The following is a 22,833-nucleotide window of genomic DNA, read 5'->3' as shown; positions in this document are numbered from 1 at the left end:
CTACCCTAAAAAATGCTTGGACTACAAGTCGCCGAGTGAATTTCTTTTGGATGGCTAAGTTCAACTTGAAATTTGGGTTTTTCCCATTTTATCATATTTTTGTGCAAAAACAAAGCGACTTCCCATCCACAATCCTTCTAAGATATGTTATACTAGAAGAAGTTATGAAAAAGAATGGGGTTGTCTATATTTTCACCAAAAAATCTCTTAATTCATCTATTTTTTGCAATTATTGCAGCTGGCATGTTCTTATATGGAGCTGACAATACTGCCTTGATTTGGAATATGTTTTGGGCATTGCTTGCCTTGGACTTTGCTATATTGGTCCGCCAAAACAACCACACCGCAAGCAAGCTTCTAATTACGCCTTTCTGGCTCTTCTTCTATCCCAATACCTTTTATATACTAACGGAAATTGCAAATTTGCAGTTTTCAAGCAATACACTTTGGGAACAGTCTAGCTTGATTCTCTTCATGCTCTACGTTCCAGCCATTCTCTTTGGCATAATGGCTGGAGTGGAAAGCGTTGAATTGATTTTTAAAGGCTATGGTATTCAATTTTATGGTCTTCGTCTCTTAGTCATCAGCCTCCTATCTCTTTTTTCAAGTTATGCTATCTACATTGGGCGTTATGCAAACTTACATAGTTGGGACATATTTACACGACCACTAGTGTTTCTCAATAGTCTAACCTCAGCCATTAACTGGTCAACCTTCCCTTTTATCCTTGGCTTCACATTTATGCAAGTCATGGTCTTGGTCTTTGCCGTTGATGAATAAATGAGTTGAAAGAAACAGGTCAGCTGTTTCTTTTTTTGTTTTCAAACACTTAATCCAAGCTTAAACAAGTCCTAACAATTTGATGACAAGTCCCCTTTTTCATCCTGAATGTGATATACTAGCATTTATATTCTACAGAAAGAGGTTTGTCATGTTTACCAAGAAAAATGTTTTTATCCATATTTTTTTCCTCATCATCGCTACCGGACTAAAGCGTTACGGTGTCACAGCACCAGACTTGACTTGGAATATGTTTTTGGCTTTGGTAGCACTTGATTTTGCCATCCTCACCAACCACAGTAAGTCTAAATACATAAAAATCATTGCTACCCTTCTCTGGCTCTTTTTCTATCCTAATACCTTTTATATGGTGACGGACATTGTCCATATGCATTTTGCAAACACTGTGCTCTGGCAACGCGAAAGCATGATCCTTTTCATGCTCTATGTCCCAAGTATTTTCTATGGGGTCATGACTGGCGTGGAAAGCCTGCGACTGGTTTTCTCTGCCTTTTCTATCAAGTCCTACTGGATCAGACTGTTTCTGATTGGTGGTCTTTCCCTTCTATCCAGCTTTGCCATTCACATTGGACGCTATGCACGGCTCAATTCATGGGACATCTTTACCAGACCAAGCCTGGTTGTCAGTGAAATGATTGAAGTCATTTCTTGGGCTGCCTTGCCTTTCATCCTGGGCTTTACCTTTATTCAAATCATGGTCTTGGTCTTCTCCATTGACGAATAACAAAACCGGCAACAGCCTTGTACTGTTACCGGTTTTTCTTATCCAAAATGGAGTTGTTCAAATAGATCTTCCAAGTCGGCAATGATCTCCTGATGAAAATCCAAATAATAGGTTTTCTGGTCAGAATCTGGTAATTTTTCAATGTCTGCCAAAATGTCCTGATAGCGTCGTAGAAGGTTCTTACCAGCCACTTTATCTATCTCATCCATTTCACCGATACCTGCTGCTATGTCATCTAAGCTGTCATATTTTGTCAGCATAGCCTCAGTCCACTCCCGCTTGTCCTTGTTGAGAGTGACAATCTTTTCTGTCAACCAGTCTTCAAACCTTTCCACTTCTGTCAAAGACTGGCTAGTAGCAGCCTTAATCACTTGGTCAGTCCTACTTGAACGAAGGTAATTCCGATAAAACCAAACGGCAAAAAGAATGACTAGAATGATATTGACTGGAAAAACAAAGCTAAGGGTGAACAGTACGATCAGCCACAAAATCAACTTGACATTTCTTGTCGCTTTCTCTGCCCGTTTGTTTTTTTCTTCCCACTCGTCCAATATAGCCTGGGCTTGTGCAGTATAGGTTTCAACCAATTTTGCCAGTCGTACCTTTTTCTCTGGGTCATCTTCCAACTCCACTGCCAAATAGGCTTGATTGGCCCTAGCCTTGGCTGCTTCATAGGTCTGAACTGTCCCCAAATAGGCCGCGCATTGCTATTCATCTGATTCAGCAAGCGGTCCGTCTGCCCTTTGATAAAAGACCGATCTCTTGATGTTAATTTACGGTAAGGCATAATAACCCCTCCCTGTATATCTGAAATATACTACCATTTTACGATAGGTTATATTCTTTTGCAATGCTTCAATATCATTATTTCCTTCTGCCAAATAATAGACTTAAAATGTCAAAACCACCTGCCAATGCACCAATGATTACAGAGAGGCACAGTTTACGATAAAAACCAAGGCAATACTTTGTCCATCTGTCCTTCCTCCTATTTCCTACGAAAGAATATGAAAGCTATCGCAATAGCAATAATTCCTACCAGATATCAAATCGCAAATGTAAGAAATAGAAATGCACCCTTACATTTCTCCCCTGGTTTAGCTGATAAGATGTCATAGATTTAGAAACATAAAAAGCTCATTAATTTTTTGTTCAATCTGTCCTAATTCTACCACAAACCATTCAGTAACGGAAACTATTTTACCAGTTGGAGAAATGGTTTCTAGTTGGACGCGCTTGTCGTAGAAGGCATCCTGCTTTACAGCATTAAGCGTGCCCATCTTCTAATTCAAGCAATCCCTTTTTAAACCACAAAACTCTATATTTTAGGTATGATAGAATGATTATCTACTCCATCCTTCGAAATATCCCATCTGGCTACATTAATTTTTTTTATTCGTTTTCCACTACCATAATCAAGCAAATCTTCTCTTTTTAAATTGATTAAAACTTTTTGTAGGCTCCCTAACCCATCAGATGATAATAAATATGCTTCTTCGGGATTACAAAGTTTACAATATATCAATAATTGTCCTAAATTTTGAAGAGTTAACGCTGGCTTTTTCGCTTCAACAAAATAGATTTCAGCTCTATCTTTCCATCTTACAATCCCCAAAACATCAATTTCAATTTTCAATCCAACAACTTGTGGAAAATATTGTATTACATCATATTTATTTAAAATTGAATCTAAATATACGGAGTGACAATCTAATACAAATATTTCACACCTCTTGTTTTTAAACTTTTCCCTAAGGTATGTATCTAACCATTTGACCATACCTGGGTATAACTCAAATTCACTTCTTACCTTATTCGCCATATCCTAACTCTTTTGCTAATTGAGTCCATGAATCAAAATGCTTTCCTCTTATTTTTTCGGGTAAACTATCATCATTTTCCATTGGGTGAATCGGCTTGCTTCTTAACCTAACAGCTTTCTCCCAATAGAATTGATGGGTTTTATTTTCATCTAAATAATCAAGTAATTCTTCTGCATATCGTTCTAATGCCCTTTGCTTGTGAACAACGTTAAATCCTATAGGTAGAAACTCATTTGCCCATATTTTAACCTGGTGTTCCTTTTTCCAATATTTCGTTTTTCCTTGCTTATATTTTTTTAAATTAGAATCTCTGAAGTTAGGATGACCAAAATCTATTGTTTGAACGGGTATATCTAATGTTTTCAACATATTAGCTATATCTATAACAAATTGCCAGTTACCTGGAATCTCAATGTACACTCTATGACATCCATCTTGACCAAAAGCCAGATTACTTTTCCTAATATAGCCAGTCACGTCCGCTACCCCTCTGAGCAATTCCTTCTTCTCATCAATAGTCATATTAAATAATTCATCATTCATTACCATAGTTGAATGGTGAACACCATTTCCAATAAATCTGAGAATCTCTCTCATAGTATAATCTTCATTAGACTTTGTAAAAGACACCCTTGTTACATTCTTTGTTTGTGAAATAGCTAGTGAATGTCCTAACAGCGGCTCAATAATACTTCTAATATCAGCTAAACTACTTTTTACATATACTGAAACTTCTAACCCTTCATCATCTCGTAAATTTTTATGGGGTATCTCTATCGTAACTGTGGTGTAATTGGTATCCCTTTGTACTTCTCCATTTCCTAATATCATACCTACTAAATAAGCCATTTGATTATTCATTTTCAATTACCTCACCCTCATTATTGACAAAATTTTCATAAATCTGATCAGCAATAGCCTTCGCCATAAGCGGTGGCACTGCATTACCAATTTGTGTTCTAATATCAACCTTACTACCATAGAAAATAAATCTATCATCAAACGACTGAATTCGTGCGGCCTCTCTCGGTGTAATAGAACGATGTAAAAATGGATGATTGTTTGTACCATTTGATGCTGCATCAAATCTTGTATCTATAGTAGGGGATGGCTCATCCCACTTCAATCTACCCCACGTTGATTTATATTTTTGTTTTCCTAAAAGTTTTTTTGGAAGATATTCCTTACCTTTTTCTGGTGGAATCATGCTAAGTTTATGAATTGCAATTTCAGAATGATTGGAGGCTTTATGGTTATATAGTTTCACACTATCTTTCCTCATAAGCTTTTGATATTCTGTTCTTGCTTCTGTGATATAACTCTGTTCAAAATCACCCTCATTTGAATTCAAATACGCTAAATCTTCAATAGCATCTCGAACTGTTGTTAGGCTTTTGACTGTTGGCTCTGGTAACGAAATTGCATTTTTTTTACTACATAAGAAAATAACCCTCTCTCTATTTTGTGGAACACCGTAATCACTTGCTCTAAGTATGCCTACACTAACTTCATAACCTAGTTTCTTTATCTCATTTATAATTTGTTCTTTAAACCAACCGTTTGATGTCGACATCAAATTTTTTACATTTTCTATTACAAAAACTAATGGTTGCAACACCTTAACTAAATGAAGAAATTCTATAAATAAAAAATTCCTAGGGTCCTCTAACCCTAACTTCTTACCTTTTAACGAGAACCCTTGACATGGTGGTCCACCAATAATCATATTTACTTTATTTTTTTTCGAAAGATCTATTATTTTTTTCTTTATCTCTTTGTCCTTTATATCTCCTATAATCAATTCTGAGCCTGGGATATTTTTTCTGAACGTCTGTGCGACCTTTTCGTTAACATCTAATGCAACTTTTGTTACAAAATGAGGATTTTTATGCATTCCATACGACATACCTCCTGCACCACAAAATAAATCAAGTATTCTAAATTCCATTTCTTTATCACTCTCTCGTCTTTTTATCAATATTCGCTTAAACATTTCTTTACCATTTATTTTTGGTTTAAAAAGATCATACTCATTATCAGAACCATGATTTGCCTCTCCAACAATTTCAAATATTTCATCATTATGGTATTTCAAATATGTAAGTGGCACACCCATTATTCCATAATAATCCATTGGTATTTCTGAAACTCTGTAAACGTGAATTGCATCAAAATTATCATACTTCGGATAATTACCTTCTATGAATTTGTGAGTCAAAACAAGCTTCTTTTTGCTATTAGTGGGAACCTCTAAATTTGTAAGCCACATTGCATTTCCTAAACTTCTCCATTTTTGACCAAATTCGTCCACCCAAAACCTTGTTTTTCTTGGTTCAGTACTATCTGGAACCCTAAATGACATATCTCCAAAATGGTAGCCTACACGAGCTTCATTCTTCTTTATATAAGGAAAAATTTCTTTGTATGTTATTGCATTTTGGTTGCTAATCAAGAGATATTTCTTATGATACTTAGTTAGCAATGAGAATAATTCTGAAAATTTAGAAAAAGGTGGATTTGTCACTACAATATCAGAATCGATTAAATACTTTATAGATTCTGGGCTTCTAAAATCTCCGTCACCAGTTAGTTTTCGAAGCTTTCTATCATTTACGAGCATGTCAAAGAGCTTGTTTTCATCTAAACAATCAATGATAGCAGGTGACATTTCGTCAATCTCCAGAATAAGCCCCCTGCCATCTTCACTTGAATGAATCTCCGAGTTTGCATATGAAATACATACCAGTTTTTTTAAGTTGAATCGATTGAAATTTTTCAGAAAATATTTTGCAAAAGCGGAATCATATGGGTTGTCACAATTACAAAGTACTTTTTTTCCAATGAATTGAGATTCATAATGTTGTACTTCACTTTCTACGGTTTTATAATCTGTATACCATTCATCTGTATTATTCCCACTGTATTTTGCTTTATTTAATATTGAGTTTCCCACTATTAAAACCTCTTGCTATCCTTTTCTGCCTATTCATATTACGTATTTTCAACCTCACACACTTTATAATTTATGAAATATCTCATTCTAAGTTGTGATTTTTTATCCTTGATTGCTTCTTCAATCTCAGCAACACCTGCCACAACCGACTTGTCAGTTGGAACAGTCTTGAAATAGAGCTTATTCTTGATTTCACCACTTTGTTCTTTACGGATGCGGGTGATAGCTGTTTTTGAAATATCATAAAAAGACAAGAAGTCATAGATAAAAGAAGCTTGGTCAAAACCATCCTCCAATAACTGCTGAATCTTGTCTTCGATTGTAATAATATCAAACTTTGCCATAAGATCTCCTAGCTTTTCCTAACACATTTGTATTAGTACAAAAGGAGCGTTTGATAAAAAAATAACCCACGTTATTATACTAAATACACCATTCAGATTCCTAATCTTATTTTGTGATAGGACTGTTGTTGTTAGGGTTTGACTGAAAGTCAAACCCATGGTATACGTAGTATATCATGGGCATTTTTATATTAGTTTGCTTAAAAATCCATCCTCCTCTCCATCTCCTCCATATCATAGTCAAAAAGAAGGTCATGGCAATCTGTAAAGAGCTGGCGACGCTTGTCATCATCCACCACCGCAATATCCACTCCCCTATCATCATAGCAATGATACAAAACCTTTTCCTTGCTAGATAGAAAGATAAGAGAAGCAGAAAGGTAGTTAAAGCCACCATGGTCAGCCTTGATAATCTCCCACAAGAGAGCTTTCAAATCTTGGTCAGCGACCGGAAAAAGATAGCGTTCATAGACCAGCACTTCTCCCGTACAGTCCTCCACTTCAACCAAGTCAGGTTCAGGACACTTGTTAAAGTTAAATTTCGATATAAAATGCCAGAGGTAGGTGTCAATCTCTCTTCCTTCCTCATGAAGTAGGGAGAGAACTAAGTAATCGTATTCTGAAGCTGCTTGCTCCATCAAATCAACCGCACGCGCATAAGCCCTATCCAGATAGACTTTTCTGGGAAGCATTTCAGCCTCATCTGCAGGTCCAATCTCAAATCGGAGCGCCAGAGGGGTCGCATAGAAAAATGGACCTACCAATGGCTTGTTTTCTAATCGAAACTCCTTGATCCAGTTATTAAAAATCATCGTTTGCTACCTTTCAAAAAAGCATGCCATTTTCATGACATACTTAATTTCTCTTATAACAATTCATTCAGCGGTGTGAAGATAATCCGCTCCAAATCAGCCACGTAGGTTCCCAACTGCTGTTGCTTGCTGAAGTACTCTGTCAAAAGAGCGTTACCTTGAACCTGCTTATTGAAGTCCAGCATCTTTTTCTGGTCCACTTCAGTCGGAATGTCACCAGCCTGCAATTTAGCCTGGATAGACTTTTGGAACTCAATGTAGCCTTCCAAAATAGACTTGGCTTCTGGATTGGCTTCCACAGACACCTTAACCGCTTCAACCGCCTTGTATTCAGGCAAATTGCGGATAGCACGCTCCAACTCATTGGCAATATCATAGATATTTGTTGACATAATTTTCTCCTAATCTAGGTGGATTTGGTAGTCCGTCTGCTGACGCAACCGTCCAGCAGCATCCTCCAAATCTTCCTTATTTTTAAACGTAATTTGCAAGATACCGTAAATATCCTCACGGTTTTCCTCGTTGATACGGATATTGACGATAGAAATTCCTCGCAGGACCTCCAGCACCTTCAAGACCGTGTCTTCCTCATCCGGAACATTGATAAACAAATCATAGAAGGAATCCACACCAGCCCGCTTATGAATTTCCATAGCCTTGCGCATCTTCCGTCCATGGTCGAAAAACTCCCAGATAGCATCCTGGTCTTTTGTGGACAATAGCTGAGCTACTTGGTCCAATCTCGCCTTAAATTCCTCAATCCGTCCCAGAATCGGCTCTGGATTGGTCACCAAAATACTGGTCCACATGCCAGGCTCACTCTCAGCAATCCGCGTCATATCCCTGAAACCACCTGCCGCAAAATTATTAGTGAAAGGATGTTCCAGAGCATAGTCCCCAGCCTGATTCATCAGACTAGATGCCAAAACGTGAGGAAAATGGGAAACCTGACTGGTCACCCGGTCGTGCTCCTCCGCATCGATTTGCACAAAACGAGCGCCGGTCCCCGACAACAAATCTGTCAATCGTGGCACTGCATCTGGCTTGGTCAGACTAGAAGGCGTCATGATAAAATAGGCATTTTCAAAGAGCAAGCTATCTGCCGCCTCAGCGCCCGATTTATGGCTACCTGCCATGGGATGTCCACCAATAAAGTTGATACCTTTGGGTGCCAGGTATTCCTCAGCCGCTGCCACAATGGCCACCTTGGTCGAACCTGCGTCAGTCACAAGGACATTTTCTTTTAAGCCCAATTGGCTCAGTTCTTTGATAAATTCGATAGTCTGCTGGATAGGCACACAGAGGATAATCACATCTGCCTGACCTGCATACTGGGTAAAATTGTCTGTCGCCAGGTCCACCATGCCCCGCTCCAGAGCCACGCGCCGCGATTGCTCACCGCGATTGTAGCCAATGATTCGGTAATCTGGGTGGGCCTTCCGAATACCCAGGGCCAAAGAGGAACCAATCAGCCCCAAGCCTGCAATATAAATCGTTTTTGTCATGAGACTCCTAGAAATTCTTCACATAGTCACGGTGGCTAGCCACAGCTGCCTTGAGTTCTTCCAGGTTATCAGATGAGAACTTGTCCAAGATTTCTGTCGCAAGAACTGTCGCCACAACAGCCTCCATGACCACTCCCGCCGCTGGCAAAGCCGTCGGATCGGAACGCTCCACCGTCGCCTTGTAAGGCTCGTGAGTGTCAATATCCACTGACATAAGCGGCTTATAGAGGGTCGGAATTGGTTTCATCACTCCCTTGATGACCAGGGGCTGACCATTGGTCATACCACCCTCAAATCCACCAAGATTGTTGGTGCGGCGAGTATAGCCCTCTTCTGCATTCCACAGGATTTCGTCCATGACCTGGCTACCTTTTAGATAGCCGGCCTGGAAACCAACCCCAAATTCTGCCCCTTTGAAGGCATTGATAGACACAACGGCCTGGGCCAATTTTGCATCTAATTTTCTATCCCATTGTACATAGGAACCAAGACCAGCAGGCACTCCACCGACAACTGTCTCGACAACACCACCAATCGTGTCTCCGTCGCGTTTGATTTGATCAATGTAATCCTTGATTTCCTGCTCACGTTCCTGGTTGACAATAGATACTTCAGACTTAGCAGCCAATTCACGAATTTCTGCAACAGTCAGACCATCTGGAACGTCGATTTCCTTGCCACCGAAGACGACAACGTGGTTGGTAATTTCAATATTCAACTCAGCCAAAATGCGCTTGGCAACGGCACCTACCGCCACCCGCATGGTCGTCTCACGCGCAGATGACCGCTCCAAGGAATTACGAAGGTCGTCAAAACGGTATTTCATCCCGCCGACCAAGTCCGCATGACCTGGACGAGGATGCTTGATCCGGCGTTTTGACTTGAGCTTGTCCTCAATATCTTCCACTGCCATAATGTCCAGCCACTTCTGGTGGTCTTTGTTGGTCACATTGAGCGTAATCGGTGCCCCAGTCGTCTTACCATGACGAACACCAGCCGTGATTTCCACACGGTCTGTCTCGATTTTCATCCGACTTCCGCGACCATAACCGCCCTGGCGGCGAATCAAGTCCGCATTGATGTCATCTGCAGTCAATGGAAGGCCGGCAGGTACTCCTTCAATAATAGCCGTCAAACGTGGTCCATGGGACTCTCCAGCAGTTAAATATCTCATCCTAATTCTCCAAAATCTCTAAAAACTTGCGGGTATTGGCCAGGGACATTTGCCCAGGCGCAGAAACCTCATCTAAACTTGCAAAGGTCCAGCATGAACCAGTTATGTGACCAGCGATGCGAGTGAGTTTACCCAGCTCACCCATGGAAATCGTCGCAAAGGTCTGCTCTGCATTGAGGGTTTTAAAACCTCGTGTGTAGTTCATCACATCCAGAACATCCTGCTCTGACTTAGCCATCACAGCAATCTTAACAACAGCTGGCGATAGACTAGTCAATTCAGACATGATTTCCAGATAGTTGGCCGGTGTCTCCTCAAAGTTGTGGTAGCTCAGCACCAAATTTGGAAAGTCCAGCATCTGGTCGAAGACGGCCTTATATGAATAGTATTCAAAATCAATGTACTCAGGCTTGTAAAGTCCAGCAACTTCCTTGATTAAGTCCACATATTCCTGGTCATCTAGGTCCAGATAGCCACCCTCACGCGTCGTACGAACCGTGAAAATCACTTCCTTACCATTGCATTTTTCAAAAATAGCAGGTGCAAGAGTCAAGATAGCTTCTTTTTGCAGATAATCTGCCCGCCATTCAATCAAGTCCGCCTCGGCCAGACGCTCAACGTCTAAGGCTTCCACTTCCTCTAAATTTCTAGGCATAATCGGAACGACTATTTTCATTTTTTCACCTGTATTGTAAAGACCTTTAGGTAATTACTACTTTCATCTTTTTTATTGTATACAAAATCCGACGGAAGACGATAGGTCGTCACATAGCGATGCTTGACAGCACCGAATCCTTTTTCAATCTGGTCCTTGAATTTCTCCAGGGAAAGATTGGCCGCATTGGTTGACAAAATCAAATGACCATTTGGCTCTAAAATCTCCACCGCCTGACTGACCAGCTTATGGTAGTCCTTGGCAACCGAAAAAGTTTGTTTTTTATTACGGGCAAAGCTTGGTGGATCAATAACGATAACATCGTAGGTCAAGCCCTTACGCTTGGCATATTTGAAGTATTCAAAAACATCCATGACCACAAAGCTATGTTGGTCAACATCCACACCATTTGCCTCAAAATGCGCCTGGGACAGCTCCCGAGATCGCTTAGCCAAATCAACAGAGGTCGTCTGGCTGGCTCCGCCCATAGCCGCCGCAATCGAGAAGGCTGCCGTATAGGAAAACATATTGAGCAGGGATTTTCCAGCTGCGAGACCATCTATCAGTGTGCCACGGACCTCATGCTGGTCCAGAAAAATTCCCGTCATCAATCCATCGTTCATGAAAACTTGATAGCGGACACCATTTTCCAAAACCGTAAAGGTATCTGGAGCCTCCTGACCGTATAGATGTGCACTCTCATAATCCAATCCCTTGAAACGAATCTTTTCATAGGCACCTGCAAGCTCTTGATAAACCTGGCTAAAGGCAGAAATAATCACCTCTTTGATGCCATAGACAAAGGAATTATACCAGGAGAATACAGCATAGTCAGCATACAAATCCACTGTAAAACCACCAAAACCGTCGCCATCTTGATTGAAGAGACGGAAGGCAGTCGTCTGCTCAGAATCGAAATAGGCCTGCCGCTTAGATTTGGCGGTCTCAAAGAGTTTGACAAACCATTCCTCTGTCACTGCCTGCTTGGTAGAACTAACCAACCAGCCATAGCCCTTATTCTCTTTGGAAATATAGGCCTGACCAATAAACTGATTGGCTTGATTATAGAGTTCCACCCACTTGTCCAGCTCCGGTTGAACCAAAAAATCGTGTTCCAGGAGACCATGCAGTCCTCTTTTTAGCCTTTTTTCAGCTTTGGGATGTAGAATCAATTTCATGGAAATATTATACCAAAAAATTATTCGATTCACAAAAAATCTCCTAGAATTCAAGCATGTTTTGAAAATGTGGTATAATGGTAAGAACCTATATTCACAGACCAGAACTCTTATATAGAGCCAGTTTTTAAATCTGCCTTCGGTGTGAAGGAGCATATAAAATTTTTTGAAAGAACAGAGAGGACTTTAGAATGGTGAAAAAGATTAGCCAATGGATGAAACAGCACCTGAGTGGCCGACTGGCTTTTATTCTTGCTCTCCTGACCAGCTATTGGCTCAAGGCCTTGTGGGCCTATTTTGTTGACTTTAACCTGGACCTATCCAACCCCTACCAGTTGCTGATTGCCATTATCAACCCTATTCCACTGGGGCTGCTGCTGCTGGGGCTGGCCCTCTATATCAAAAATTGCAAGCTCTTTTACGCAACGGCAGGGACAATTTACTTCCTCCTCTTTGCCTGGCTGTTCGCAAATGCCGTCTACTACCGAGAATTTTCAGATTTCTTCTCCGTCTCGACTATTTTGGCATCTTCCAGCGTTTCCGAAGGGTTTAAGGGACAAGCAGTGACCAAGTTATTTCGTCCCTGGGACCTAGTTTATTTCTTAGATTTTGTTGGTCTGATTTTCCTGATTCGCGCTAAAAAAATAAGCTCAGACCGTTCAGTTTTCCCTCAGAAACAGGCTCTGGCCCTAACGTCACTATCTGTTCTGCTTTTTTCGATCAACCTATTCTTAGCAGAAATTGATCGCCCAGAGCTCTTGTCCCGCGGTTTTTCCAATACCTATATCGTTCGGGCCCTGGGCTTACCAGCCTACTTAAGCTATAATGCCAACCAGACCTATTCTGCGGAGAAGGACCGTTCCGGTGCCAGCGCAGCCGATTTGGAGCCTGTGCAAAGCTTCATCCAAACCAATTATGCAGCACCAAATCCTGAATTTTTTGGCAAGGCCAAGGGGAAAAATGTCATCTACCTGCACCTGGAAAGTCTACAGCAGTTCATCATTGATTACAAACTAGAGGTCGACGGCCAGGAATACGAGGTTACTCCCTTCCTCAACTCCCTCTACCATTCCAACTCTACCCTTGCTTTCTCAAACTTCTTCCACCAGGTCAAAGCGGGGAAAACCTCTGATGCTGAGACCATGATGGATACATCCTTATTCGGACTCGACCAGGGTTCCTTTATGGTCCAGTATGGGGGAAGCAATAGCCAGCAAGCTGCTCCCTATATCCTATCCAAGTTGGCCGGTTACGACTCAGCTGTCTTCCACGGAAATACCGGCACCTTCTGGAACCGAAACAACACTTACAAGCGCTGGGGATACAACAACTTCTTTGATATTTCCTACTTCTCAGAACCGACGGAAGAAAATTCCTTCCAATACGGGCTCAATGACAAGGTTGTCCTGGCTGATTCCATTCAGTATCTGGAACTTCTCCAGCAACCATTCTACGCCAAATACATTCTCGTATCCAATCACTATCCCTTCACAACCAGCTTGAGCGGCGACGAAGTCGGCTTCCCACTGGCCAAGGGAGAGGATGCGACCATCAATAGCTACTTTGCGACAGCAAACTATCTCGATGCAGCAGTCAAGGCTTTCTTTGACTACCTGAAAGAAAGTGGCCTCTACGAAAATTCTATCATTGTCCTCTACAGCGACCATTACGGTATTTCTAATTCCCGTAACCCGGATTTGGCTGCCCTCATTGGCAAGGACCCAGAAACCTGGTCCGAATACGACAACGCCATGTTACAACGGGTTCCCTACATGATTGTGGTACCTGGAATGACAGAGGGACGAATCATTGAGACCTACGGTGGCGAGATAGACTCCTTGCCAACCATTGAGCACTTACTAGGCATTGAAACCAGTCAATTCCTACAAGTTGGACAAGATTTACTGTCACCGCAGAAACAACAGATTGTTGCCATGCGAACAGCAGATACCTTTGTTACACCAGAATATACATCCTATGCCGGCAAGCTCTACTACACCGATAGTGGCATCGAACTCACCAATCCAGATGAAACGACTTTGGCTAAAATCGAAAATATAAAAAATCGGGTAGCTTCTCAGTTAGCAACTAGCGATGCCATTCAAACTGGCGATCTCTTCCGCTTCTTAAAAACCGATATCGGATTCCCAGATGTTTCAACTTATTCCTATCAAGATTCCCTGAAAAAAATGCTAGAAAGAGAAGAAACTCTTGGTCAAGAGTCAACCAGCCTCTGGGCACGAAAAAATAAACAATCGACCGTCAGTCTCTTTAAAGCACCGAGCTACCAGGAATTGCATAAAGAAACAGCTGAGGCAAGTGCGACAACTTCCAGCGACACAGATGATTCTGACACAACAACGGAAACCAGCACCAGCGCAGGGAATTAGGAAATGGGAGATAAGCTAACTTCCTTTCCCTGTGTCATTAATTTGAAACCTGTTGACATATTTCACTACTCCTTAGAATGACCATTCTGAGGAGTTTTTTTATGTAGATTGCACCTATACAACTGTCCTTTCAACCTTAATCCAATTGCTTCGCTGCTATCTCCAAAGCGCAAACAAAGACTGAAGCTACTGCTTCAGTCTTTAATCTTCTGTTAATAACGAATACTTTCGCGAGTCTTTTCGTATGAACGAACAAAACGTTCTGTAACGCCTGGTTCAACTGCTTCCAAGGCAAATGAGATTTCTTCAAATGATGCTTGATAATCAAAATCTTTTTCAAAAATTGCAAGCGAACGATTGAAGGCTTTTTGAACATTCTCATCGAACGAACGGTAGCGGTTAGAATACTGAAGCAACTGCTCTGTCAGTGTAGAATACTGAACGATTGAATAGGCGATTTCTTCTAATTTTTCCATATCATAGGTCGCATTCTCTAACAATCGATTGATGATTTCAATATTGATTTTAGAATACTCTAACTCTGCCGCCAAAGCTTCCACCTGATCGCTGGTACGGAAGAAACTTGAAAGGAAATATTCTGGAATACCAGGAAGATTTCGTTTTTCCATAAAGCGTTTCAGGGTGTGCAGCTTATGAATGTAGAGATTTGCTTTGATACGAGCCGATTTTTCTGAATCCTCTTGGGTCTTGAGATAGTCTGCCAAAACTAGCTGCTCTTCTTCAATTTCTTTCAAACTTGCAAGGGCATGTTCCAAGCGCTCCTGAAGAATTGAATAGGCTACCTGAGGATTGTCCAAATCTTCAACACCTTCTGTCACAACAGTATCCAGTGATGTCAAGCGATTTGCCAATTGTTGAATACGAGAAACCTTGCTATCCGCCAAAACGTAGGTAGCTTGAAGAAGGTTAACCTCTTCTGTCAATTTATCTGAATTGCTGCGGATATGCTCCAAATACTTGGGCAGGGTTTTGCTGATTTTAACTGTCTCTTTGTGAGCATCAATTTCCTTCTGGAATACATCATAGAGATGGTCAATGCGCTCTTGAATATGGGTATTTTCAGCCTCAGCCACATCCAAATCAAATGACACGATGAGGGCTGAATTTTCACGAATAGCAACACGGATTTCCTGGAAAGTCGACTCAATGTCTGTCTCTGTGAACAGGTAATTCTGCTCAACCAACTTACGGTAACCAGACTCCAAATCTTCCAACTGCTCTGGGAAGTCTACATCCACTTTCTCCACCAAGGCAGGGATTCGATCCATGATTTGATTGAGGGCAATCATGTGCTCCTCTGTCTTGTTCAGAATTTCAGCTGCCTCAAGCGGGTCACCAGAAGAATTGAGCATAACGAATTCTGAAAATTCAACTTCGATATTCTTAACTTGCTTTTCAAGCTCTGGAAGTGTATCGCCGTACTTGCCTGAATTTTTCTGCAGAGTTGCCTGCAATTCTTCAAACATATCCAAGGCGTATTTGACACGACCAGTATTTTTCTCTTCTTGTTCGGAAAGCTCTGCCAAGCCTTGACGGATTGACGTGATATCTTCTTCAATCAGGTCAATCTGGCTCTCAATGCTGTCAATAGCATTCTTTGTGCTGACAAAGCGGAAAGCATTGTTAAACCCTTCTGCTTCAAAAATATGGTTCTCAATATCTGCAAATGAATTGAGGGAAAGGTCCACCCATTTTTGATTCCACTCGCGGAAGGAAATTTGACTCTGACCAATCAAGTGCAAGGTCTTTACCTGCTCCACTTCATCATTTACAGGCAGGTTAAATAGCTCTTCCTTACGATCCTCCAACTGGAGCAACTTCTGCTCGTTTCTCTTACGGATGATGAGGCAGGCTACATAGGCAACAATTAAAATGACAACAATCGCTACGATTAAATAGATTGTTCCTCTAGACATGTAGTTCTCCTTAGATAGTATAGTGATTCACTAGAATATATCGCCTTATTATACCATATATTGCTAGCTAGTGCACAATTTTTTTCAGTGAATATGTTCTAAATATCCAATGTTGAGTAAACCGCATTTTCCTCGATAAACTCGCGACGGGGTTCAACCTTGTCTCCCATCAACATATCAAAGATTTTATCTGCCTCAGCAGCATCATCTACTGAAACTTGTGCCATAAGACGATTTTCAGGATTCATGGTTGTTTCCCAGAGCTGGTGATCGTCCATTTCTCCCAAACCTTTGTAACGCTGAATGGTTGGCTTGGAACGTCCTGTACTATGTCTTTCTAAGGCTGCCTGGAGTTCTTGTTCTTGATTGGCTCCTGGTTGGATGTATTCCTTAATCTCACTTCCGACCTTGACACCATAGATTGGTGGCTGGGCAATATAGACGTAACCCGCTTCGACAATCGGACGCATGTAACGGTAAAAGAGGGTCAAGAGAAGGGTGCGGATATGAGCTCCGTCGACATCGGCATCGGTCATGATGACCAATTTTTGGTAACGTGCTTTCTCAACATCAAAATCTGCCCCGAAACCAGTCCCCATAGCTGTAAAGAGACTACGGATCTCTTCGTTGGCCAGGATTTTATCCATGCTGGCCTTTTCCACATTCAAAATCTTACCACGGATAGGCAGAATGGCCTGGAACTCACGGTCACGACCGGATTTAGCCGAACCACCAGCCGAATCCCCTTCGACGATAAAGAGCTCTGTCTTAGTCGCGTCATTTGACGAACAATCAGCCAATTTACCAGGCAGGTTGGAAATCTCCAAACCTGACTTCTTACGGGTGACTTCACGCGCCCGCTTGGCAGCAATACGAGCCTTGCTGGCCAGAATGCCTTTTTCTACAATTCGACGGGCAATCTGTGGATTTTCCAAAAGAAACTCCGCAAAGGCGTCTGAGAAGAGACGGTTGGTGATTTTAACAACTTCGCTGTTGCCCAGCTTGGTCTTGGTCTGACCTTCAAACTGCGGTCCAGGGTGCTTGACAGAGATAACGGCGGTCAGACCCTCACGAACATCCTCACCAGTCAGATTGTCCTCATTTTCCTTGAGGATTTTATTTTTCTTAGCATAGTCATTGATAACACGAGTCAGGGCCGTACGGAAACCTTGCTCATGGGTACCGCCTTCATGGGTATGGATATTGTTGGCAAAGCTGACCACATTTTCATGGTAGCTGGTCGTGTACTGCATGGCCACTTCGACGGTGATGTCGTCCATCTCACCGTCTGTGTAAATCGGCGTCTCAAAGATGACATCCTTATTTTCATTGAGATATTCCACGTAAGAGGCAATACCGCCCTCATAGTGGTACTCCTTGGTCTGCTCCTGCCCCTCACGCTTATCGCTGATGGTCAACTGCAAACCACGGTTGAGGAAGGCCAATTCCTGGATACGTTTATTGAGCTTAGCAAAGTCAAACTCGGTCGTTTCCGTGAAGATTTCTGGGTCTGGAATAAAGTGAACGGTAGTACCATTGCGGTCTGTCTCACCAATGACCTTCAAATCATCTACCACTTCACCACGACGGTATTCTTGATAATATACCTGACCATTTTTATAGACATGGACATCCAGCTGGGTAGACAGGGCATTGACGACCGATGAACCTACACCGTGCAAACCACCTGACACCTTGTAGCCGCCACCGCCAAATTTACCACCGGCGTGGAGAACGGTAAAGACTGTCTCAACGGCCGGACGACCTGTTTTTTCCTGAATATCAACCGGGATACCACGGCCATTGTCAACAACCGTAATCGAATTATCTGGCTCAATAAAGACTTCAATCTTGCTGGCAAAGCCTGCCAGTGCCTCGTCAATCGAGTTGTCGACGATTTCCCAAACCAGGTGGTGGAGGCCTTCTTTAGAAGTAGACCCGATATACATACCCGGACGCATGCGAACAGCCTCCAGTCCCTCTAGGACCTGAATTTGACTGGCATCATATTCCTGGGCTTTTTCTTGTAAATCTTTGATTTCTTCTGTCATGTTCATCCCTTATTTTTCTAGTTATACTTAATGAAAATCAATCTAGCCTAGCTTCAACTGTTTGGGGAACAGTTGAAGGCTGGAAATAGAGCGAACTTGTTCGCCTCAAAAACGCCGAAGGTAGAACTCTGTCGTTCTCTCGTTTCAAGGCGACAGGCTGAAAACCTCCCCCGGGGCTTTTCACTCACCAATGCGCTTGACGACGGATATTTTTGATTTTCGAAGAGTATTAAAACATTCTAACGAATACCCTTCATTATACCATATTTTAGCGCCAATTCCTACTAAAAGCAGACAATTCCCCTGAGAAGCAGACCCTAACTCTCACCCCAACAATCAAGACACAGAACCCAAGAAAAAAGCCTCTAGACGGATGCTAAAGACTTCAATAGTTTATGCTATTCTTACAATTCTGTGATATCACCTGTGCGGAGATAGACCATCCACTCACAGATATTTTTCGCGTAATCCCCTACACGCTCCAGGTAGGTCAAGACTTGGAAGTAATCACGTCCGGCAATCAAAGCGTCCGGATTTTTCTTGATTTCTTCAGTGGTCAATTCCTGGATTGTCGCGTAGAAATTATTGATGATTTCATCACGAGCTGCCACTTCGTAGGCTGTTTCGATTTCTGATGCGTTCAAGTAGAGTTCTAAAGCCGCTTCTACCAGATTACGGACTTCTTTACCCATCTTCTTGATTTCATCTTCAACAATCTGGATACGAACTTCACCCTTCATGCGGATAGTCGCCTTGGCGATAGAAACAGCATGGTCTCCCATACGCTCCAAGTCGCTGGTTGCCTTCAAGACAGTGATAACACGGCGCAAGTCTGTTGATACAGGCTGTTGCAAGGCAATGATTTCAAGTGACTTTTTCTCAAGTTTGACTTCAAATTCATTGATTTTGCTATCTGCCTCGATGACTTCCTTAGCCAATTCACGGTCATGAGTTGTAAAGGCACGGACTGCATTGTTGATTTGCGCCTGTACTTCGTTCCCCATGGCATAGAATTGATTATGCAATTTTCCTAATTCTTCTTCAAATTGTGCTCTTAACATATATATCTCTTTTCTATATCTAAATGAAGATTAACCGAATTTACCAGTAATATAGTCTTCGGTTTCCTTGTGAGCTGGATTCAAGAACATTTCCTTGGTTTTATTGTACTCAATCAAGTCGCCATCCAAGAAGAAACCAGTACGGTCTGAGATACGGGACGCCTGCTGCATAGAGCGGGTAACCAGAACCATGGTGTACTTTTCTTTCAAGCCATAGAGCGTATCTTCAATCTTACCAGCCGAAATCGGGTCAAGTGCCGAGGTAGGTTCATCCATCAAAATAATCTTAGGACTGGTTGCCAATACACGGGCCACACAAACACGTTGCTGCTGACCACCTGACAAACCCAAGGCCGAGTCATGGAGACGATCCTTGACCTCATCCCAGATAGAAGCACCTTTGAGCGAACGTTCTACTGCCTCATCCAAGACGGCCTTATCCTTGATACCATTGATACGAAGACCATAGACAACATTCTCATAAATGGTCATTGGGAATGGGTTGGGTTGCTGAAAGACCATCCCGATTTCCTTGCGCAAGTCAACAGTATCTGTGCGTGGACTATAAATATTCTTGCCGTTGTAATCAATAGCTCCTGTCAAGGTTACTTCTGGGTTCAAATCGCCCATACGGTTGATAGACCGCAAAAGCGTTGATTTACCAGAACCTGAAGGACCAATCAAGGCTGTAATCTCATTTGGGTAGAAATCAATAGAGACACTGTTCAAAGCCTTTTTCTTATTGTAGTAAACAGACAAATCTTTTACTTGTAAAATAGGTGTTGTCATGGTGTCTCCTTTCTATCCGAAGTGTCCTGAAACGTAGTCGCTGGTTGACTTGAGTTTGGCATTTTGGAAGACGTTTGATGTCTTATCATACTCAATCAAATCACCCAGGTAGAAGAAGGCTGTATAATCGCTGGCCCGGGCTGCTTGTTGCATGTTGTGAGTCACGATGATAATCGTATAATTCTTCTTGAGTTCAAACATGGTTTCTTCCAACTGCATCGTCGCAATTGGGTCCAGGGCTGAAGCTGGCTCATCCATAAGCAAAATCTGTGGTTTTACAGAGATAGCACGCGCGATACAGAGGCGTTGCTGCTGACCACCTGACAAGGTAAAGGCTGACTTGTGCAAATCGTCTTTGACCTGGTCCCAGAGGGCTGCTTGCTTGAGCGAGGTTTCCACGATTTCATCCAAGACTTGCTTGTCCTTGACACCTGCACGCTCATGGGCAAAGGTAATGTTCTTGTAGATGGACTTAGCAAATGGGTTGGGACGTTGGAAAACCATACCGATGTACTTACGGATTTCGTAAACGTTCATGTTTGACTTGTTAATGTCAATTCCTTCATAGAGGATTTGGCCGGTTACCTTGGCAATATCAATGGTATCATTCATCCGATTGAGACTGCGAAGGTAAGTCGATTTCCCACAACCTGACGGACCAATCAAGGCTGTGATTTTATTTTTCTCGAACTGCATATCAATGCCCTTGATAGCCTCATTTTTACCGTAGTAAACATGTACATCCTTTGTCGAAAGGGCAATTTTTTCTTCTGGGAAGGTAATGATATGGCGTTCATTCCAGTTATATTCTGCCATTTTTTCTCCTTATAAGTCGACTGCTTATGCTGCAGAAGTCATTTTCGCATGAAGTTTCTTACCGATATAACGGGCAGAAAGGTTGAAAATCAAGATAAATACCAAGAGGATTGCTGCAGAACCTGCAGATACTTGTGTTGCATCAGGAATCGTTCCCTCACTGTTGACCTTCCAGATATGAACCGCTAGGGTTTCTGACTGACGGAAAATCGAAATCGGGCTGGTAACGCTGAGCGGGTTCCAGTTGGACCAATCAAGGGCCGGAGCTGATTGACCAGCGGTATAAATCAGAGCTGCTGCTTCACCGAAGATACGACCGGATGCAAGGACAATACCAGTAACAATACCTGGCAAAGCCTCAGGAATGACCACGTGGAGAACTGTTTCCCAGCGTGACAACCCAAGGGCCAAACCGGCCTCACGTTGTGTATGGTGAACGTGGCGCAGGCTATCCTCAACGTTACGGGTCATCTGTGGCAGGTTGAATACAGTCAGGGCCAAGGCACCTGAGATGATAGAGAAACCATATTCAAACTGGACAACGAAAATCAAGTAACCAAACAAACCAACGACTACCGATGGCAGAGAGGACAAGATTTCAATACAGGTACGGATAAAGTTGGTCAATGGACCTTTCTTAGCATATTCCGCTAGATAGATACCAGCACCAGTTGACAGAGGAACTGAAATCAAAAGCGTTACAACCAAGAGGAAGAAGGAATTGTAGAGTTGGATACCAACACCACCACCTGCTTTATAGGAAGATGACTTGCTGGTCAAGAAATGCCAGTCCACATGAGGCAACCCTCTTAGTAGGATAAAGAGGATAAGGGCTGTCAAAATAACGACGATAACTGTGGCGATAGAGTAAAGAATACCAGTCGCCAGTTTATCCATTTTCTTAGCGTGCATAGTTTTTCTTACCCTCTCTCGTAATAAATTTCATAATCATATTGAAGACCAAGCTCATCAAGAGCAAGACAAGGGCCAGTGACCAGAGGACGTTGTTCTGGACCGTTCCCATTACCGTGTTACCGATACCCATGGTCAAGACAGAGGTCAGGGTCGCAGCAGGTGTTGTCAAGGACGTTGGGATAACCGCTGAGTTACCCACCACCATCTGAATAGCCAAGGCCTCACCAAATGCACGGGCCATACCGAAGATAACAGCTGTGAAAATACCTGGTTTAGCTGCGTTCAGAATAACGCGCCAGATAGTCTGCCAACGCGTCGCACCCATGGCCAAGCTTGCCTCACGGTAGTGACGAGGAACGGCCTTCAAGCTGTCCACTGTCATAAAGGTTACCGTTGGCAAAATCATGACGAAGAGTACGAATACACCTGACAAGATACCAAAACCTGTCCCGCCAAAGATGGAGCGGACAAAGGGTACCACCACCTGCAAACCGATGAAACCATAAACTACTGATGGAATACCGACCAGCAATTCGATAACTGGCTGGAGAACCTTAGCACCACGTTTTGGTGAAATCTCTGTCATAAAGACTGCTGCTCCGATAGCAATCGGCGTTGCAATCACTGCTGACAGGATGGTAACGATAAAGGAACCAGAAATCATTGGTAGGGCACCAAAAGTTTTGGATGCCGGTTCCCACTTGTCACCGAACAAGAAATCTACAATGCTAATGCCATCCACAAAGAAGGTCGAAAGTCCGCGTTGGGCCACGAAAATCAAAATCATGGCAACAATGAAGACAATCAAGCTCAAGCAAAGGAAGGTCAAAATTTGACCAAATTTCTCTAAACGAGAGTTCTTAGAAGGGGTTGACAATTCTTTTTCAAGTTGTTGATTTTTCATT

22 protein-coding genes are annotated in these 22,833 nt (G+C 42.4%); 3 read left to right on the top strand and 19 right to left on the bottom strand.

Annotated features, from left to right (window positions below; translation table 11 throughout):
* Positions 1–243: 243 nt before the first annotated feature.
* On the top strand, positions 244–780 hold the full coding sequence (locus ACHBIF_RS04730) for a DUF1361 domain-containing protein (protein WP_238143434.1): 537 nt from the start codon (positions 244–246) through the stop codon (positions 778–780).
* A 151-nt stretch (positions 781–931) separates the two neighbouring features.
* A complete protein-coding gene (locus ACHBIF_RS04725) occupies positions 932–1,525 on the top strand; it encodes a DUF1361 domain-containing protein (RefSeq protein WP_394719001.1) in 594 nt (197 codons plus the stop codon).
* A gap of 38 nt (positions 1,526–1,563) precedes the next feature.
* Here the strand turns inward: ACHBIF_RS04725 and ACHBIF_RS04720 are convergent, their stop codons facing one another.
* The 12 genes from ACHBIF_RS04720 to ACHBIF_RS04665 form a co-directional block, all read right to left on the bottom strand.
* Positions 1,564–2,217, bottom strand: coding sequence for a hypothetical protein (locus ACHBIF_RS04720; protein WP_394718999.1), 654 nt, complete (start codon positions 2,215–2,217; stop codon positions 1,564–1,566).
* Between the two features lie 420 nt (positions 2,218–2,637).
* Positions 2,638–2,805, bottom strand: a complete 168-nt coding sequence (locus tag ACHBIF_RS04715) for a hypothetical protein (protein WP_394718997.1) — start codon at positions 2,803–2,805, stop codon at positions 2,638–2,640.
* 38 nt (positions 2,806–2,843) lie between these two features.
* The gene (locus ACHBIF_RS04710; protein WP_394718995.1) at positions 2,844–3,347 is read right to left on the bottom strand and encodes a hypothetical protein; all 504 of its coding nucleotides are present in this window, start codon (positions 3,345–3,347) and stop codon (positions 2,844–2,846) included.
* Positions 3,337–4,209 (bottom strand): hypothetical protein, encoded by an 873-nt coding sequence (locus ACHBIF_RS04705; RefSeq protein ID WP_394718993.1) that lies wholly within the window; start codon positions 4,207–4,209, stop codon positions 3,337–3,339. Before ACHBIF_RS04705 ends, ACHBIF_RS04710 begins: the two co-directional genes overlap by 11 nt.
* Positions 4,202–6,301 (bottom strand): DNA (cytosine-5-)-methyltransferase, encoded by a 2,100-nt coding sequence (gene dcm / locus ACHBIF_RS04700; protein WP_208562319.1) that lies wholly within the window; start codon positions 6,299–6,301, stop codon positions 4,202–4,204. The genes ACHBIF_RS04705 and dcm overlap by 8 nt, the downstream gene beginning before the upstream one ends.
* A 38-nt stretch (positions 6,302–6,339) precedes the next feature.
* Positions 6,340–6,645 (bottom strand): hypothetical protein, encoded by a 306-nt coding sequence (locus ACHBIF_RS04695; protein ID WP_394718991.1) that lies wholly within the window; start codon positions 6,643–6,645, stop codon positions 6,340–6,342.
* 200 nt (positions 6,646–6,845) lie between these two features.
* Positions 6,846–7,457, bottom strand: coding sequence for a DUF3885 domain-containing protein (locus ACHBIF_RS04690; protein WP_394718989.1), 612 nt, complete (start codon positions 7,455–7,457; stop codon positions 6,846–6,848).
* Positions 7,458–7,510: 53 nt separating this feature from the next.
* Positions 7,511–7,849, bottom strand: coding sequence for a YlbF/YmcA family competence regulator (locus ACHBIF_RS04685; protein WP_105110968.1), 339 nt, complete (start codon positions 7,847–7,849; stop codon positions 7,511–7,513).
* A 9-nt stretch (positions 7,850–7,858) separates the two neighbouring features.
* Entirely contained in the window at positions 7,859–8,962 is a 1,104-nt protein-coding gene (locus tag ACHBIF_RS04680) for a prephenate dehydrogenase (protein WP_394718987.1), read from the bottom strand.
* 7 nt (positions 8,963–8,969) lie between these two features.
* The gene (aroC, locus tag ACHBIF_RS04675) at positions 8,970–10,136 is read right to left on the bottom strand and encodes a chorismate synthase (RefSeq protein ID WP_172062067.1); all 1,167 of its coding nucleotides are present in this window, start codon (positions 10,134–10,136) and stop codon (positions 8,970–8,972) included.
* A 1-nt stretch (position 10,137) separates the two neighbouring features.
* Positions 10,138–10,812: a type I 3-dehydroquinate dehydratase gene (aroD, locus tag ACHBIF_RS04670; protein ID WP_172062066.1), complete on the bottom strand. Its 675-nt coding sequence runs from the start codon at positions 10,810–10,812 to the stop codon at positions 10,138–10,140.
* Positions 10,809–11,969, bottom strand: a complete 1,161-nt coding sequence (locus ACHBIF_RS04665; RefSeq protein ID WP_394719010.1) for a class I SAM-dependent rRNA methyltransferase — start codon at positions 11,967–11,969, stop codon at positions 10,809–10,811. The genes aroD and ACHBIF_RS04665 overlap by 4 nt, the downstream gene beginning before the upstream one ends.
* 194 nt (positions 11,970–12,163) lie before the next feature.
* Between ACHBIF_RS04665 and ACHBIF_RS04660 the strand changes: the two genes are divergently transcribed.
* Positions 12,164–14,359: an LTA synthase family protein gene (locus ACHBIF_RS04660; RefSeq protein WP_394719008.1), complete on the top strand. Its 2,196-nt coding sequence runs from the start codon at positions 12,164–12,166 to the stop codon at positions 14,357–14,359.
* Positions 14,360–14,571: 212 nt separating this feature from the next.
* Here ACHBIF_RS04660 and ezrA read toward each other — a convergent pair whose 3' ends face one another.
* From ezrA to pstC, 7 genes are all read right to left on the bottom strand, one after another.
* Entirely contained in the window at positions 14,572–16,296 is a 1,725-nt protein-coding gene (gene ezrA, locus ACHBIF_RS04655; RefSeq protein WP_394718984.1) for a septation ring formation regulator EzrA, read from the bottom strand.
* Between the two features lie 98 nt (positions 16,297–16,394).
* Entirely contained in the window at positions 16,395–18,347 is a 1,953-nt protein-coding gene (gyrB, locus tag ACHBIF_RS04650) for a DNA topoisomerase (ATP-hydrolyzing) subunit B (RefSeq protein WP_105110973.1), read from the bottom strand.
* Positions 18,348–18,751: 404 nt separating this feature from the next.
* Positions 18,752–19,408, bottom strand: a complete 657-nt coding sequence (gene phoU, locus ACHBIF_RS04645; protein WP_105110974.1) for a phosphate signaling complex protein PhoU — start codon at positions 19,406–19,408, stop codon at positions 18,752–18,754.
* A gap of 30 nt (positions 19,409–19,438) precedes the next feature.
* Positions 19,439–20,197, bottom strand: coding sequence for a phosphate ABC transporter ATP-binding protein PstB (gene pstB, locus ACHBIF_RS04640; protein WP_105110975.1), 759 nt, complete (start codon positions 20,195–20,197; stop codon positions 19,439–19,441).
* A 12-nt stretch (positions 20,198–20,209) separates the two neighbouring features.
* Entirely contained in the window at positions 20,210–21,013 is an 804-nt protein-coding gene (gene pstB / locus ACHBIF_RS04635; RefSeq protein ID WP_105160662.1) for a phosphate ABC transporter ATP-binding protein PstB, read from the bottom strand.
* 24 nt (positions 21,014–21,037) lie between these two features.
* Entirely contained in the window at positions 21,038–21,925 is an 888-nt protein-coding gene (gene pstA / locus ACHBIF_RS04630; RefSeq protein WP_105123236.1) for a phosphate ABC transporter permease PstA, read from the bottom strand.
* A complete protein-coding gene (gene pstC, locus ACHBIF_RS04625; RefSeq protein ID WP_105110978.1) occupies positions 21,915–22,832 on the bottom strand; it encodes a phosphate ABC transporter permease subunit PstC in 918 nt (305 codons plus the stop codon). The genes pstA and pstC overlap by 11 nt, the downstream gene beginning before the upstream one ends.
* Position 22,833: the final 1 nt, after the last annotated feature.

The organism is Streptococcus sp. A11, from assembly GCF_043674225.1.
Lineage (GTDB): Bacteria > Bacillota > Bacilli > Lactobacillales > Streptococcaceae > Streptococcus > Streptococcus suis_V.
The sequence above is the reverse complement of the archived record's forward strand: the minus strand, read 5'-3'. Positions and strand labels throughout refer to the sequence as shown.